16 protein-coding genes and 1 tRNA gene are annotated in these 15362 nt (G+C 63.8%); 11 read left to right on the plus strand and 6 right to left on the minus strand.

Features of this window, described 5'->3' with window-relative positions; genetic code table 11:
* Positions 1-49 precede the first annotated feature (49 nt).
* Both AUR64_RS15285 and AUR64_RS15290 read left to right on the plus strand, forming a co-directional pair.
* Complete coding sequence (locus tag AUR64_RS15285) at positions 50-1504, plus strand: bifunctional metallophosphatase/5'-nucleotidase (RefSeq protein ID WP_058582835.1); 1455 nt, start codon at positions 50-52, stop codon at positions 1502-1504.
* Between the two features lie 122 nt (positions 1505-1626).
* Entirely contained in the window at positions 1627-2055 is a 429-nt protein-coding gene (locus AUR64_RS15290; RefSeq protein ID WP_058582836.1) for a universal stress protein, read from the plus strand.
* A gap of 49 nt (positions 2056-2104) precedes the next feature.
* Here the strand turns inward: AUR64_RS15290 and AUR64_RS15295 are convergent, their stop codons facing one another.
* From AUR64_RS15295 to AUR64_RS15305, 3 genes are all read right to left on the minus strand, one after another.
* The gene (locus tag AUR64_RS15295) at positions 2105-3247 is read right to left on the minus strand and encodes a DUF63 family protein (RefSeq protein ID WP_058582837.1); all 1143 of its coding nucleotides are present in this window, start codon (positions 3245-3247) and stop codon (positions 2105-2107) included.
* Between the two features lie 124 nt (positions 3248-3371).
* Positions 3372-3821, minus strand: coding sequence for an Lrp/AsnC family transcriptional regulator (locus AUR64_RS15300; protein ID WP_058582838.1), 450 nt, complete (start codon positions 3819-3821; stop codon positions 3372-3374).
* 84 nt (positions 3822-3905) lie between these two features.
* Positions 3906-4709 (minus strand): inositol monophosphatase family protein, encoded by an 804-nt coding sequence (locus AUR64_RS15305; protein ID WP_058582839.1) that lies wholly within the window; start codon positions 4707-4709, stop codon positions 3906-3908.
* A 169-nt stretch (positions 4710-4878) separates the two neighbouring features.
* Here AUR64_RS15305 and AUR64_RS15310 point away from each other — a divergent pair, with 169 nt between their 5' ends.
* The 3 genes from AUR64_RS15310 to AUR64_RS15320 all read left to right on the plus strand — a co-directional run bounded on the left by AUR64_RS15310 (position 4879) and on the right by AUR64_RS15320 (position 6563).
* Positions 4879-5148: a hypothetical protein gene (locus tag AUR64_RS15310; protein WP_058582840.1), complete on the plus strand. Its 270-nt coding sequence runs from the start codon at positions 4879-4881 to the stop codon at positions 5146-5148.
* Between the two features lie 434 nt (positions 5149-5582).
* Positions 5583-6206, plus strand: coding sequence for an RNA ligase partner protein (locus tag AUR64_RS15315; protein ID WP_058582841.1), 624 nt, complete (start codon positions 5583-5585; stop codon positions 6204-6206).
* A gap of 84 nt (positions 6207-6290) precedes the next feature.
* Positions 6291-6563, plus strand: a complete 273-nt coding sequence (locus tag AUR64_RS15320; protein WP_058582842.1) for a hypothetical protein — start codon at positions 6291-6293, stop codon at positions 6561-6563.
* Between the two features lie 203 nt (positions 6564-6766).
* On the opposite strand, the gene AUR64_RS15325 is transcribed toward AUR64_RS15320, so the two are convergent.
* Positions 6767-6850: transfer RNA gene (locus tag AUR64_RS15325), tRNA-Leu, on the minus strand.
* A gap of 243 nt (positions 6851-7093) precedes the next feature.
* Here AUR64_RS15325 and AUR64_RS15330 point away from each other — a divergent pair.
* The 5 genes from AUR64_RS15330 (at position 7094) to AUR64_RS15350 (ending at position 11618) form a co-directional block, all read left to right on the plus strand.
* Positions 7094-7375, plus strand: coding sequence for a hypothetical protein (locus AUR64_RS15330; protein ID WP_058582843.1), 282 nt, complete (start codon positions 7094-7096; stop codon positions 7373-7375).
* A 120-nt stretch (positions 7376-7495) separates the two neighbouring features.
* Complete coding sequence (locus AUR64_RS15335; protein WP_058582844.1) at positions 7496-8539, plus strand: nucleotidyltransferase domain-containing protein; 1044 nt, start codon at positions 7496-7498, stop codon at positions 8537-8539.
* Positions 8540-8616: 77 nt separating this feature from the next.
* Positions 8617-9096 (plus strand): DUF309 domain-containing protein, encoded by a 480-nt coding sequence (locus tag AUR64_RS15340; protein ID WP_058582845.1) that lies wholly within the window; start codon positions 8617-8619, stop codon positions 9094-9096.
* Between the two features lie 113 nt (positions 9097-9209).
* Positions 9210-10013, plus strand: coding sequence for a succinylglutamate desuccinylase/aspartoacylase domain-containing protein (locus AUR64_RS15345; RefSeq protein ID WP_058582846.1), 804 nt, complete (start codon positions 9210-9212; stop codon positions 10011-10013).
* 273 nt (positions 10014-10286) lie between these two features.
* Entirely contained in the window at positions 10287-11618 is a 1332-nt protein-coding gene (locus AUR64_RS15350) for a right-handed parallel beta-helix repeat-containing protein (protein WP_058582847.1), read from the plus strand.
* A 39-nt stretch (positions 11619-11657) separates the two neighbouring features.
* Here AUR64_RS15350 and AUR64_RS15355 read toward each other — a convergent pair whose 3' ends face one another.
* Positions 11658-12104, minus strand: a complete 447-nt coding sequence (locus tag AUR64_RS15355; RefSeq protein ID WP_058582848.1) for a UPF0179 family protein — start codon at positions 12102-12104, stop codon at positions 11658-11660.
* 119 nt (positions 12105-12223) lie between these two features.
* Positions 12224-12640 carry a DUF5820 family protein gene (locus AUR64_RS15360; RefSeq protein ID WP_058582849.1) on the minus strand — a complete coding sequence of 139 codons (417 nt, stop codon included), beginning with the start codon at positions 12638-12640 and terminating at the stop codon, positions 12224-12226.
* A gap of 647 nt (positions 12641-13287) precedes the next feature.
* On the opposite strand from AUR64_RS15360, the gene AUR64_RS15365 reads away from it, so the two are divergent.
* On the plus strand, positions 13288-15360 hold the full coding sequence (locus AUR64_RS15365; protein ID WP_058582850.1) for a PrkA family serine protein kinase: 2073 nt from the start codon (positions 13288-13290) through the stop codon (positions 15358-15360).
* Positions 15361-15362: the final 2 nt, after the last annotated feature.

Below are 15362 nucleotides of genomic sequence, written 5' to 3' on the forward strand. Positions count from 1 at the left end.
CCGAGTAAACCCGGAGGCTTCTTACCGCGGCCACCCCGACGCGGAGTGAATGCCGCGGTTGCTTCACTACTCCGATATCGAAAACGTCTACGACGACCCCGAGCGGGCGGGCCGTCTCGCAGGGCTGGTCTCCTCGCTCGGCGGACCGGACTCGCTGGTCGTCGGCAGCGGCGACAACACCTCCCCCGGCGTCCTCGCACTCGTCTCGAAGGGCAGGCAGGCGCTGGATTTCTTTCACGCCGTCGACAGCGACGTGGAGACGTTCGGCAACCACGACTTCGACTACGGTCCCGACGCGACTCGCCAGTTGGTCGCCGACGCTCCCCAGACGTGGGTAAGCGCGAACGTCCGCGACGAGAGCGGCGAGAGGTTCGGTCGCAACGAGGGAGTCACCCCGTGGACCGTCGAATCGGTCGCCGGCGACGATATCGGCTTCTTCGGCGTCACCGACCCGACGACGGACTCGCTGAACCCGATGGCCGCCGAACTCGGCTTCGACGACCCCTACGAGGCGGCCGAGCGTGCCGTCTCCGACCTCCGCGCCGAGGGTGTCGACTACGTTGTCGCCGTCTCGCATCTCGGCGCGGGCGACGACGAACTCGCCAAACGGGTCGACGTCGACGCGATTCTCGGCGGCCACGTCCACTCCAAGCGAGTCGAGTACGTCCACGACACGCTCCTGCTTCGACCCGGCGTCAACGGGTGGACCGTACTCGAACTGACGCTCGACGACGAGGGTGCGCGGGCCGAGCGTCACGAACTCGACGGGAACGACGGAGGCGATGGAGGTGACGGGAGTGACGAGGGCGACGCACCCAACGGGAGTGACGAGAGCGGCACACACGACGGAAGCGACACGGTGGTCGACGAGTCGCTGGTGGCGGCGCTCCGCAGTCGTCTCGCCGAGTCCGGCCTCGACAGCGTCGTCGGCGAGGCCCAGACCCCGATGCAGCGAACCGAAGACGTCGTCTTCGGCGGCGAGTGCGCCGTGGGCAACTTCGTCGCCGACGCGTACCGCTGGGCCGCCGACGCCGACGTGGGCCTCCAGAACAGCGGCGGTATCCGGAACGGCCCGGCGCTGTCGGGCGAGGTGACCGTCGCCGACCTGGTGAGCGTCGTCCCCTTCGCCGAACCCGTCGTCGTCGCGGAACTCACCGGCGAAGAACTGTTGACGGCGTTCCGGCAGGCCGCCGGCGGCGTCGTCGACTTCGGCGAACCGCACTGGTGGCACGGCCACGTCAGCGGCGCGACGGTCCGCTGGGACGACGAGAGACGGGAACTGCTCGCCGCACGGGTCGGCGGCGAACCGGTCGACACCGACCGACTGTATCGCGTGGCGACGGCAGAGTATCTGCTCCACAGCGACCACGAGTTCCCGGTCGTCTCCGAACGTCACCGCGCCGGCGAGTTCGGCATCCAACACGAGATTCTGGCCGAGTACGCCCGCGAGTTCGGCGTCGCCGCGAGCGTCGAGGGACGGATTCGGCGGCCGGCGGACGACTGAGCGGTCGGCCGTCGAGAGGCGTTGGCCGACGGCTTTCGCTCAGTTGCCGAGAAATTCAGGACAGACAATCTATCCGGTTCCGGATAGAAATATTCACACCCGCGAACGCTGACCATCCTACAATGACGTTGGTTGTCGTCCCGGTTCGGTACCCCCTGACCAGCCACTCCAAGGCGACGTTGCGCGAAGCGGTTCGCATCGCCGACGAACGAGACGCCGAGTTGACCGTCCTCCACGTGAACCTCTACCAGAACGGCGACAGCGTCACCCGCGCCGAACTCAAACGGGCCGCACAGGCCGAGTTCGGCCGCCTCCCGCGTGCGCGCTACGTTATCCGTCGCGGCTTCCTGGTCGAGGAGACCATTCTCGAAGAGGTCGCCGCCGAGGACGCCGACATCGTCGTCATCGGTTCGAAACAGGCGGGGCGCTGGCGGCGGATGCTCCGCAAATTTTTGGACGACCCGGACATCGAGGCGTACCTCCGCGAGAAACTCGAATGTACGGTCATCACCGTCCGCGCCGACGGCGAGACGAGTACGATAAACGGCTGAAGTCGAAGAGAACGGTCCCGGCGCGCCGGCGAGTTCGGTATCCAACGATTCAGATACCGAACGTCGCTCGCAGCATGTCGCGGGTACCGGGGCCGAGACCGACCGCCAGCGCCGCGATGAGAAGCAGCATGGCGTACTGCGGACTCTCCTCGAATATCTCCGGTTCGAAAATCCAGATGATGAACACCGCAGCGGCGAGTTTCACCAGCAGGAACGGCCACGCGTCGCCGGTCACCGCGAGTACGGACGCGGGCAGCACCGCGCCGGTGATGTCGACGATGCCCTGATTCACCGGGTGTTTCGGGACGAGGTTCGGCCCCGCGTTGAGCGCCGGCATCCAGTCGAGACCGACGACGTTGGCGACGCCGTCGAGGGCGTGGCCCCAGATGAGAAGCAGGCCGATGTAGACGGTGCCGGCGTTGAGTTCGGGTTTGTACGTCTCGACGAGCCACCACGTGATTGCCGTGGCAACGCAGGTCAGTACGAGCATCACCGTGATGACCTGCGGGTAGAACGTGACGTACTCCGTCGTCGCCGCGAGATAGCCGAGATACGCGAGCGTCACCGCGAGGACGACGCTGCCGACGACGGCCAGCGGCCGGTAGAACTCGTCGAACACGCCGTTGCGCGAGAGCGTAACCGTGACGACGACGGCGGCGAGCGTGATGAAGAAGACGGTGAAGTAGATGAACGGGCTGATGATGAGCGCGCTCCACGGGAACGGAATCGCGGGGTCGACGCCCGCGCGCATCGCTGCGATGCCCGCGTCTTCGACGACGCGGAGCGCCCCGCCGAACAGCATGAACGGGAACAGCGCGTAGAAGAACTTGCGACTCGTGCCGATGTTCAGACGGCGAAGGAGGAGGACGACACCGCCGAGCATGAGCAGGAGGGTAACGACGTAGCCAGCCTCCGAGACGAGCGTGTAGCCGGGGTAGGCGACGAAGCCCGTCGCGGCGTCGCAGGCGGCAGCGCTGTCGAGCAGTTGCGTCGTGCCGCCGGAGCGAACCGCACAGACCGCGCCTTCGCCGTCGGCGACGACCGGGCCCCAGAAGTAGTGCCAGAGGAAGCCGTCGTAGACGATGCGGGGAAAGAGGAGCGACCCACCAACGAGCGCGGTGAGGACCACGGCCATCGTTCCGAGCCACGTCCGTTCGGGGTCCGCCTCCACGCGTTCTGCGACCGTTGCCATATCACAACACCTGCAGGGGCAGATGTTGAGGGTTCCGGTCTCCGGCGTCGAAAGCGCAGTTCGCTGTCGGTCGGGGCCGATGCCGACGTGCGGACGTGGCCGTACGCACCGACCTCTCAGACGCTCAAAGCGGTAGTCCCGCCCGTTCGTACTCCGTCCCGAGGATGACCATCGTCTGCGACCGCGAGAAGCCATCCATCGCCGCGATGTGGTCGAACATCAGTTCGCGCAGGCCGTCGGTGTCGGGCGCAAACACCCGCAGCATCACGTCCCACTCGCCGGTCGTGAGATAGATTTCCTTGACCGCATCTATCGATTCGAGACGTTCCAGTGCTTCGGCCTCGTGGCCCTGTTCGACCCGGAGGCCGACCAGCGCCGACGTGCCGTAGCCCGCCGCCTTGGGGTCGACTTTGGCGTGGTAGCCCTCGATGACGCCGGCGTTCTCCATTCGGCCCACTCGGTCGTGGACCGTCGCACTCGACATATCGATTCGACGTGCGATTTCGCTGAACGGGGTGCGGGCGTCCTCCTGAAGAATGCGGAGAATCGCACGGTCCGTCTCGTCGAGTTCCATGCGCGCATCTTGCCGTCCGGAGACTTTTGCCTACCGAATGCCGCAAGCCGACAGGAATCGACCTTCGACAACTGGACCTTTCGGTCAGCCGTCCAGTTTTTCGATGCCGCGTGCCGCCGCCAGCACGTCGTCGTGGACCGCGCCGTTGGAGGCGACGAGACCCTTCGAGTCGTGTCGCCAGCGGTTGCCTTCTAAATCGGTGACGGTGCCGCCGGCGCGCCGAACCATGTAGACGCCGGCGACGGTGTCCCACGGGTTCGTCACGATGTTGGTGATGGTGCCCTCTAAGGAGCCGTCGGCGACCATCGCCAACACAGCCTGCGCACAGCCGAATCGGCGCATGTCGCCGAAGCGCTCGACGATTTCGCGGGTCGCCGCCGCGTACTCGTCGCGGTGGTCGAAGTCCCACCAGACGGTGGGGACGACCGTACTTTTCTCGGGGTCGGATTCGGCGCTGACGGTGACTTGGTGGCCGCTGCGATAGACGGCGTCGGCGTCGGCAACGTAGGTGTCGCCGAGTGCGGGAAGCGCGCTCGCGGCGGCGACGGGTTCGCCGTCGCGGACGGCGGCGACGGCCGTCGCCCAGATGCGGATGTTTCGGACGTAGTTGTTCGTCCCGTCGATGGGGTCGACGACCCACGCGTCGCCGTCGTCTGGGACGACTTTGAGCGCGTCCTCTTCCTCGCCGACGAGTTCGTCTTCGGGGAAGGCATCGGCGATGACGTCGGCGACGCGGGCCTGGGCGTCTTTGTCGGCCTGTGTGACCACGTCGGTTTTGCCGTCTTTCGTCTCTACGTCGATACCGCGTCGGAAGCGGTCGAACGCGACTGCCGCGCCCGCTTCGGCGGCGCGTCGAGCGACGGCCGCGCGGAGTGCCTCGTCTGCCATTGGTAGGTCGGCGGCCGACCACACCGAATAGGCGTCGGTTTCGGTCGCGTCTCGTCGGGGTCCGCGGTGTTCCGTCGGAGTCGATACTGTTTCGTCACGCTTCGGCGCTCGTTCGCTACTGTACTCTCCTTTCGCCCATTTTTTCGGCGTGGCCTGCGAAAGAACGACGATGACCGACCTCTCACCGGACGTACACGCGGTGTTGACGCAGTTGCTCGACGAGGCACGCGAACACGTCCGAGCAGGGGATTCGGAGACGGCCTACGAACTCGTCGAGACGGGTGAGACGGTGACGAAGAACAAGGTGCCGGCAGGGGAGTTGAAAGCGCGTCTGCTCCACGGGTGGGCGGAGTTGCCGTCGCTGGTCGAACACGACCCCGCGGTGGCGACGGAGTATCTCCAGTCGATGCAGCGGTTGCTCGACGAACAGTCGGGGTGATTGGGCGGCAGAACGCACAGCGCTTCGCGTCTCGGTGTATAAGAAAGCGAGAATCACAAATTGGACTCGGACGGGAGACGTTTTCAGCCGCCCTAACGGCCCATCCGACTTGCATCGGTTTCTCGAACGCCGTTTTCACGTCGTCCGTTACTTGACCTTCTTCTGGCCTCGTACGGCCAAATGCGGGCGGGGTCGGTTCTCCTGCGACGCGTTGACCTCGATTTCCTCTTACGGATTTCTTGGTGTTTACGTCTAACCACGTCCGGCGTTCGGATGTAGTCGTCCGGTGTGTCCTTGCGACCCTCGCATACTGTTGTATGCTACCGAACCACATGAATCTTTTCTCACGACCGTAGATACGTCGTCGACACGCCGACGAAACCGCACTGACCGGGTACGGACGTTCATGTACCGACCCCGCCTATCGACGCTCGATGGCCGATTATCCGCTGAAACAGCGGTTCGTTCTCGACACCTCGCTGTTTCTCTCCGACGAGATTCGGGAGGGCGACGAGACGATGGAGGACGCGCTCACACGACTGTTGGACACGCTGGCGCTGGCGAAACTTCGACTCAACATCTCCTGTTACATGCCGCCGTCGGTACACGACGAGTTGATGGTCGTCCTGCGAAACCGCGGCGTCGACGACGAGACGACGGCACAACTGAACACGTGGGTCATCCGCAAACATCCCTCGCGGTTCGAGGTGATGATTCCCGCCGAAGTCGTCTCGCGGTTCATGCACGAGATGAGTTCGCGCGTCGACGCCGGACTGCGCGTCGCCGAGGACGCCGTCCGAGACGCCGCCGAGGCAGGCGTCGCCGACGACGCTATCTCGAACCTCCGACAGGACTATCGGAAAACGCTCCGTCGCGGTGTCGTCGATTCGCAGGAGGATTTCGACCTACTGGTGCTCGCCCGCGAACTCGACGCCGGCGTCGTCACCGAAGATACGGGCATCGTCGACTGGGCGGAGGATTTCGGCCTGCGATATCTCCGCGGGCGCGACTTCCCGAACCTCCTCGACGCGTACCTCGACGCTAGCTTCGAGGCGTGAGACACCTCGAATCGCCGGTGTAGAGTAATTAACTCAGTTATGAAATAGAGTACTTTTATAGCCTTCGAGGTAGAACGCGTTCCCATGCGCCCAGAAACTGCCGCTCGACAACTCACGTACATCGCCGACACCCGCTACGACGAAGACAGTGCCAGCCACTGGGAAGAGTACGCGTACGCCGACGTGTTCGAGTACGTCTACGAGAACGGCGAGCGACAGCACATGACGGACCTAGTCGCCCGACTCGGCGACGAACTCCGCGACGGCTACCGGCCGACCTCCGAGGACGCACAGGTGTTCGCAGACAGCGTCATGACCGAGGGTGGACGGCCGCTGACCGACGGCGGAAAGAAGTAACTCGAAGGGATTGTTGGCGACGACGAGGCAGTAGCGTTCCCGCTTTTTCGGCTCTCGATGTTCCGCGTAGTGGCCTCGCCGTCGGTCAGGACTCGACGACAACGCGGCGGTGCAGTCGCTCGGAAACTGGTTCGATGAGAAGTTTTGCGAGGGAAGAACGCTCCGAGAGCGGTCTTCCCGCACTACGTCCGGTGGGACGGTAGTGCGAGGGGAGGGATTTGAACCCACGGACCTCTACAGGAGCGGATCTTGAGTCCGCCGCCGTTTCCGGGCTTGGCTACCCTCGCACGCAGTTTTCGGTGGAACCTCGGAATGCTAAAGCGTTCCGGAACGCCGAGATGTGGTCGCGTGGACGGCCGGGCGAGGTTAGCGTTTCTGCCGTGCGCTTTCGGGCGCTCCGCTGTGGAAGATGGTGGTGCCTCGTCAACCACGTGGAATGAGAACCGGAATCAATCTCCGGAATCGGTCTGTTCGTTGTAACTACCTACACTGACGACAGTTTCATAGCTACGCGTGATAACATACAACACATGGGTGAAGCAATCCACCGCGACGCGACCGTGGCGGGCGAGGCGATTCGGTACGCCCTCATAACGGACGCGTTCACCACCGAGGAGATTCTCTCCGTATCGAGTCCCTGCCCTCCGCGCGACGACGTGGTCCGAACCCTCCAAGAACTGGAACGACGTGGGTGGCTCGCACGCGACGAGGCCGACGACACGGTTTGGGTCGCCGGACCGCGAGCGCAGACGCTTCGCTGCGAGGAGATTCCGCTGTCTACCTCGCATCTCTGTGACCGCGGCGAAGCGTAGCCACTGACGGTCGACGCTGAACTGCGCTCGTCGCGGACTCCATCCTGATTTTCCACGAACCGACCGAGGGGCCGACCGTAGCCGAAACAGCTACTCGGCTGCGTAGAGCAACCACACGATATGACGACGGTCCCACGGGACGTACGCGAGCGAATCGAGGACGCACTCCGCGAACTCGAAGCCGACCACGACATCTCAATCGTGCTCGCCATCGCCCGCGGGAGCCACGCGTGGGGCCTCGACTCGCCCGAGAGTGACTACGACGTGGGCGTCGTCTACGCACCGCGTGACCTCCGAACGGGGTTTCACCTCACCGCGCCGCGCGACACCATCGAACGGTCGGTCGGGTCCGAAATCGAGATTTCGGGATGGAACGTCACGAAGTTCGCCGCACTCCTCTCGCAGTCGAACGACGGCGCTATCGACACGCTCCGGAGTCCGATTCGCTACCGCGAGCGGTTCGACGCCGACGCGCTCCGCGAGTACGTCGAATCGACGTTCGACCCGGTGAGCCTCTACTACTGCTATCGAGGTATCGCCAAGTCGAACTACCGGAAGTATCTCTCGTCGCACCTCGTCGACAACGAAAAACAGCTGTATCCAATCGTCGAGCGAACCGACGAGGCGTACGTCGTCGGCAGTCGCAAGAGCGACGGCGTGTTCTCGATTCCGCGTCACTTCGTCGACAGCGACGACCCGGCGCGGATACCAACCGAACACACAGACCACGTCGAACACGCCGAATCAGTGTCGACGAGCAAAGAAACGCAACCGTCACGCGAATTCGTCGAGCGCACCGTCCGGTCGACGAAGACCCGACAGACGGTGAAACGAAATCTCGCGGTGCTCATCGCGGTGATGAGCGCGCGGTATCTCCTCGCAACAGGAGAGAAGGGAGACCACGAACTCCCGTACGTCGATTTTCCGACGTTCCTCGCCGAGCAAGCACCGGCAGTGTTCGACGGCGAATGGCTCACGCTGGCCGAGGAGTTGGTCGAGCGAAAGCGTCGAGGAGACGATAGCGTCGTCGGGGACCGCATCGGCTACGAGCGGGCGACGCTTCCGGAGACAATCGACTACGAGGCGCACACGCGGCCCGGTCCCGAGAAGGCGGCGTTGGACGAGTTCGTCGACGAGATGCTGGCGGCCGCGACTGAGCCGTAGCGACTGCGGTCGGTATCGGTCGACGGCCGAACACGGCCACCGATGCAGTTACCCGTCTCGGCGCGGATTGCCCGACTATGGACGAGCACACCCGCGACCCGAGCGTGGCCCCGCCGCTCGGCGACCCGACCGGGTGGCGCGAGGACCGACAGTGGGAACACGCCACGCTCCGCCGCGCCGTCGAACACGGCGTCCGTCTGTTCAACGCCGGCGAGTTCCACGAGAGCCACGACTGCTTCGAAGACGAGTGGTACAACTACGGGAGCGGTACAACCGAGAGCGCCTTCCTGCACGGAATGGTGCAGGTCGCCGCAGGCACCTACAAACACTTCGACTTCGAGGACGACGCCGGGATGCGCTCGCTGTTTCGGACGGCGTTACAGTATCTCCGCGGCGTCCCCGACGACTTCTACGGCGTCGACCTCCCCGAAATCCGCGAGACGATGCAAACCGCGCTGGACGACCCCACGACCTTGGAGGGGTTCCGAATCAGCCTCGACGACCACCGACCGACCGCCTACGAAGCCGACTACGAATACGCCGAGCGACTGGACTGAGTCGCTCGGTTCGACGCCTCGACCGAGCGGATTCGGCTCGCTGTCGTTATCTCGGTGACAGCTCTTCGGCGATTTCTAAAGGGATATGACTGTCCGTCGCTTTGACCGTGTAAATGCAGGTGTACCAGTTAGGCGAGGGTACCCCAGAGGTCGCCGTCGTCGCCGGAATTCACGGCGACGAACCGTGCGGCCCCCGGGCAGTCGAACGACTCCTCGCTACGGAACCGACCGTCGAACGACCCGTCAAACTCGTCGTCGCCAACGAGGAAGCGCTCGAACGCGGCGTTCGCTACCTCGACGACGACCTGAATCGGGCGTTTCCGGGGTCGGCCGACGCCGAGAGCCACGAACGACGCCTCGCGTACGACCTCGTCAACGAACTCCGCGACTGTACCGTGCTGGCGCTACACTCCACGCAGTCGACGCCACGGCCGTTCGCCGTCGCCGATTCGGTCGACGCCGTCGCACGCGCGGTCTGTCCGCATCTTCCCGTCGAACTGCTCGTCGAAACCGCCGGATTCGCCGAGGGCCGACTCATCGACCACGCCCACACCATCGAAGTCGAGTGCGGTCTCCAAGGCAGCGACGAGGCCGCCGAGAACGCCTACGACCTGATTCGCGGGTTCCTCGCGGCGACGGGCGTGCTGCCTGCGCCGGAGAGTACCGACCGCCTCGACGCGGGACTGAGCGACGAAGTGTCCGTGTTCCGTCTCGCGGACAAGATACCGAAACCACCTGCCGACGAGTACGAGGTGTTCGCAACGAACTTCGAGTCCGTCTCGGCGGGTGACCGCTTCGCCGCCTACGACGGCGAGGACCTCGTCGCGGAAGTCGACTTCTACCCGGTGTTGCTCTCACCGTACGGCTACCCCGACCTGTTCGGCTACACCGCCGAGAGAGTCGGAACGCTCGACTGACTCGCCGGGCGAACGGTCCGGGGAGAGAGTTGAACGAATCTTCTGCTCGGTCGATTATAGAAATGTCGTTCAGCTAACTGTTATTCGGCTACGAACCGAAGGGAAACGCGAGAAGCGACAGTCCGGAGTCGTCCGGGTGGTCGGGTCGATTCGGCGGTTCGGAAGCCGGTTACAGAGAGCGACAGCACCGCCTAACGGTCTGCTGCTTACGACTTGCCGCCTACGACCCACCGAACACGAACGACGCCGAGGCTGTCGCTTCGGGAGCCCATCATGGCCATCACGTCCACACCACTCGTCGTCGCGTTCGTCGTCCTCGTCGTCCTCGCCACGTTCGGAGCCGTCGGTGAGCCTACGGTTTCGGTCGCCGCTTCGTTCGGAGTGCGGTCACCGGGCGGACCGACAGTTCTCGACGACTGTGCCGTTCTCACCGAACCGGGTGTGTACGTTCTCGGGAACGATATCGAGACGACACAGTACACGTGTCTGGAACTCCGGTCGAGTGATATCGTTCTCGACGGCGGCGGTCACACCGTCGGTCCGAGCGCGCACTCGCTCGCGTACGGCAAACACCTTGCGATGCCCACGCCGGCACAGTTCGGCGTCGGTGTCGCCGTCGGTTCGTCCGAACAACTCACAAACGTCACGGTCACAAACATTCGCCTCACGGGCCTCGACGTCGGCACACGTCTGCAGAACGTCGATGGCGCGACTATCAGTGACGTGAACGCCGTCGGCAACGCCCGCGGTATCGTCGTCGTCGCCGCCCACGATGTCGCGGTCCGGCAGTCGAGCGTCACCGGGAGCGAAACCGACGGTATCGTCGTCCGGGCGTCCTCGAACGTCTCGGTCGCGGAGACGACTGCGAACGAGAACGCGTTCGCCGGTGTCGTCGTCGCCGATAGCACCGACGTCACCGTCTCGGAGACGACGGTTCACTCGAACGGCGGCGACGGCGTGTTCGTCCGCGACGCGACGGGTGTCGTCGTTCGAGATTTGGCCGCCGTCGACAACGCCGTCGGCGTCCTGCTGTTCGACTCACCGGGGACGCTCGTCACAGAGAGCTACGTCGACCGGAGCGCGTTCGCAGGCGTCGGCGTCGTCCACTCGGATTCGGTGGTCGTCACCGACACGACGATTCGGAACACGACGGCGACGCTCGCACTGTTAGACGACCCCGCGGCGATTTGGCTCGTCGGGTCGAACGAGACGACGCTTCGAGAGGTCGTCGTCTCGGGGAATGAGAACTGGTCGCTGTACGCGAGAGACGGGTCGGAGAACGTCACCGCAGAGAGATTCGGAACCGAGGACGTGCAGTTCTCGTTCGTCGCCACTGACGTCGCCGTAGACATCCACGAGGAGAGTCGGGAGGGTTCAGAAAGTTCGACGAACGGCGAGGAATCGGACGGCGACGGAACGGAGACGAGAGACGACGACCAGACGGTCGACCCCGAGTCCTGCGACGTTCCATCCGACACCGGAGAACCGACCGTCTCGTCGGCGCTTTCGGTCGGGTTCGTCGGGGACGCGTCGGCGTTTCAACTCACGGAGAGCCGATGTGAGACGGGGGGCGAAGCGGTCGGTGATGAGGTGTCCGGAGGGTGAGTGCCACGTCGACGTACACAGCGGCTTCGTAGGCGCGTGCTACTCTTTCGGCTCCAACTCCACGAGCGTCAGCGACCGGTTGAGGTGACAGTAGTCGTGCGGCGGGTCGCCGACGATAGACTGGATGCGGTACTCCTCGTCGAAGGCTGCCCCGTCGGGTTCACAGAACTGGTGGCTCGGACACTCGGTGTGCGGGCACGGGCCCTGTAGACGGGCTTTGCTCCCGGCGTACGCACCCTTCGAGGGGACGTTCGCCGGGACGGCCGCCGGTTCGACTTCGACGGCGCGGACGCCCGCATCGTGGACGGCACACTCCAAGGTTTGAGTGTTCTCGCGGACGTCGACGACGCGGTAGCGTCTCCCCTCCGAGAGGTTCAGACACTGTTTTCGGTACGGACACCCCTCGCAGGCGGTTGACTCGCCGCCGTAGACGAACTCCCTGCCCGGTTCCGCTAGGCGGGTGCCGATGAGCGTGACGGTCGACATGAGCGGCCGTTTGACGGCCTCGGTGTTAAGCCTCGCGCACACGCTCGCTGACACACGTTTCGGGCGGCGTCAGTCAGTGTTGTCGCAGGCGGTGGCAGTCAGTGTCGTTGCAGGCGGCGTCAGTTACCGTCGTCGGTAGTGGTCTCGCTGCCGTCGTCGCGCCCGGTGAGTTCGTCGAGTTTCTCGAAGTACTCCTCGCGGGGCACTTGATACAGCGAACGGTAGTCGACCTCGCCGTCGTCGAACCGTCTCGCGGCGTCGACAGCGCCGTCGACGGCGGCCTCACGGGAGTCGTACGTGTTGGTCTCGCCTTCGATTTCGGGCTCCAACAACAGGGTCACGTGCCAGGTGTCGGTCTCGATTTGGGACGCGCCGGGGCGGCGTTTTCTGGACCCGTTGCTGACGAACACTGTGGGCATACAGGGCGCGGGAAACTGCTGGCTGTCGAAGACGTCCGGTCGGTACGCGAGAATCGCCCGGCCTTCGGGTTCGTCGTTCCAGACGGTCCATCCCTCGGGCAGTGCGTCGAAGCTCATACCCGGATTTGGACCGCCGGCCGGTTAAGCCGTCCCGTTCTCGCCGGTGGCCGTCGCCTCCGATGTTCGAATGCGACGGTGTCGACAGCACCGACAGCACCGACAGCGCCGACAGCGCCGACAGCGCCGACGGACTCACCTAGCGTCACGGGGCAGTTCGTGTGTTGTCACCGACAGCTCTGACTGCACTCTCGTCGCCCGAAATCACTCCTCGAAAGTGTGAGCGAGTACATAAATATCTCTCGTGATAGGTTTCGAGAACGACCCCCATCGCCGCTACGTCTGTCTATTTTACCGTTCCAATTCTGTGAACGAACTCGAATTTGGGAAAAGACTTATGTATGCTACTGACTCACACTCTAAATAGTCTCGGACAACTCCGAGGACAACGCAGCCAACCACCCTCCCCGCACCGCTCGCCGAACGAGAGCCGTTCTGTCGCTTGCAGTCGCCGATAACGTCGCCGTGTGCGAAGGTGGTGTGTCAACCAATGTCACGGACGAACGACCATCGGCAACGACTGCTCATCCCACGACGCCAGCAACGCGTCGAGGCATCGGCGAGTCGTCGACGAGGGTCGCCCGACGGGGCCGTCGTCCGGGGCAGACGCCCGTCCGCAGACTACACCAGACTCCGTCAGTGATACAATGAACGGTGAAATCGAAACCCTCGAAGACCTGAGCCAGCACTACCAGGACTCCGTGCCAGCGGACCTCCGTGAGGCGAACACGTTCGACTGGTATCTGCGCGAACTGCACGACGACCCGCGCATCGCCCGCAACGCCCACCAACGCGTTGCCGACATGTTCGACTACTACGGCACCGAGTACGACGAAGACGCCGGTGTCGTCGAGTACCTCATGGCCTCCGAAGACCCCCTCCACGAGGGCGAGAACATCTTCTACGGCCGTGAGGTCCACGAATCCATCCACGAGTTCGTCAACAAGGTGAAAAGCGGGGCCCGCGGACTCGGCCCGGAGAAGCGTATCAAACTCTTACTGGGGCCGGTTGGCTCCGGGAAGTCGCACTTCGACCTGATGGTCCGGCGCTACTTCGAGGACTACACGATGCGCGACGAGGGTCGAATGTACACCTTCCGGTGGACGAACCTCTGCGACGTCATCCGCGACCAAGACCCCGCAGACGACACCGTCCAGTCGCCGATGCACCAAGACCCGGTCGTGTTGCTTCCACAGGAGCAACGCGACAGAGTCATCGAACAACTGAACGAGAACCTCGACGCGCCGTACACCATCCGCAACGAGCAGTCGTTAGACCCCGCCAGCGAGTTCTACATGGACAAACTGCTGGCGGAGTACGACGACGACCTGCAGTCGGTGTTGGAGAACCACGTCGAGATTATCCGTCTCGTCGCCAGCGAGAACAAACGCCAGTGCATCGAGACGTTCGAGCCGAAAGACAAGAAGAATCAGGACGAGACGGAACTGACGGGCGACGTCAACTACTCGAAACTCGCCGTCTACGGCGAGTCCGACCCCCGCGCGTTCGACTACTCGGGGGCGTTCTGTAACGCCAACCGTGGCCTGTTCTCCGGCGAAGAGTTGCTCAAACTCCAGCGGGAGTTCCTCTACGACTTCCTGCACGCCAGTCAGGAACAGACCATCAAGCCGAAGAACAACCCTCGAATCGACATCGACCAGGTCATCGTCGGCCGAACGAACATGCCCGAGTACCGCGACAAGAAGGGCGACGAGAAGATGGAGGCGTTCAACGACCGGACGAAACGCATCGACTTCCCGTACGTCCTCGAGTACACCCAAGAGGCCGAAATCTACCGGAAGATGCTGCGGAACGCCGACGTGCCGCACATGCACATCGAACCGCACGCGATGGAGATGGCGGGCCTGTTCGGCGTGTTGACGCGCATCACCGAACCCGACGGCGAGCGCATCTCGCTGACGCAGAAAGCGAAAGCGTACAACGGCGAGATAGACGACGGCGACGACGTCGACGTGAAGAAACTCCGCGAGGAGGGCGAGTCGAAAGCCGACATCGCCGAAGGGATGGAAGGCGTCTCCGCACGGTTCATCGGCGACGAAATCGCCGAGGCCATCATGGACTCGACGCACCGCGGCCGCGACTACCTCAGTCCGCTCTCCATCTTCACGCACTTCGAGGAGAACTTGGAGAATCACGGCTCCATCCCCGAAGAGAACGTCGAACGCTACCTCCGCTACTTGGAGATGGTCCGCGACGAGTACAAAGAGCGCGCCATCGAGGACGTGCGCCACGCCCTCGCCTACGACCTCGACGAAATCCAGCGGCAAGGCGAGAAGTACATGGACCACGTGATGGCGTACATCGACGACGCCACCGTCCGCGACGAACTCACCGGCCGCGAGCAGGACCCTGACGAGAAGTTCCTCCGTTCGGTCGAAGAGAAACTGGAGATTCCGAACGACCGCAAAGACGACTTCCGTCAGGAAGTGTCGAACTGGGTCTCCCGGCGTGCCCGCGAGGGAACCTCGTTCAACCCGCAGGACAACGACCGACTCCGCCGTGCGCTGGAGCGCAAACTGTGGGAGGACAAGAAACACAACATCAACTTCTCCGCGTTGGTGTCGGCGAACGAACTCGACGACGACGAGCGCAACGCCTGGATAGACGCCCTCGAAGAACAGGGCTACTCCCGCGAAGGTGCCCGTGAAGTGCTCGAATTCGCCGGCGCGGAGGTGGCCAAAGCCGAACTTGAGACGTAAGC

The sequence above is a fragment of the Haloprofundus marisrubri genome, assembly GCF_001469955.1.
In the GTDB taxonomy this organism is placed as follows: Archaea; Halobacteriota; Halobacteria; order Halobacteriales; family Haloferacaceae; genus Haloprofundus; species Haloprofundus marisrubri.